General features: G+C 59.9%; 1 protein-coding gene. It reads left to right on the plus strand.

Annotation, left to right across the window (positions count from 1 at the left end; genetic code table 11):
- Nucleotides 1-362: hypothetical protein (locus K0F88_RS32070; protein WP_219097881.1), on the plus strand; the 362-nt coding region annotated here is incomplete at both ends.

A 362-nucleotide genomic window follows, 5' to 3' on the forward strand; every position in this document is an offset into this window, starting at 1 on the left:
GTACGCCTGACTGGCGTGGCCTTACGCGATGCTCCAATCCAGACCGTCTCCACGGTGGGCACCCTGACATTCAAGTTGCCCAAGGCGTGGGTGACTGAGAACCGCAATCGAACGGTCAGCCTGTCTTTCACCTACAAAGTGGGTGGCGCCGGCAACCTGATCACTTCATCGCCGTTGAGCATCCGTGTAGTGAGCGCGCAGGGGCAGAGCGTCTTCAAAGTGGTCGAGGCACCTGCAGGTGAGTTGAATGCCGACACCTTGGGTGCCGAAGCCAACGTGCAGGTGAGTTACCCGAGCATGGCGTCACAAGACACGGTTGGGGTACGCCTGACTGGCGTGGCCTTACGCGATGCTCCAATCCA

Origin of the sequence: Pseudomonas sp. UMAB-40 (assembly GCF_900095275.1) — a bacterium.
GTDB classification, from domain to species: domain Bacteria; phylum Pseudomonadota; class Gammaproteobacteria; order Pseudomonadales; family Pseudomonadaceae; genus Aquipseudomonas; species Aquipseudomonas mandelii_B.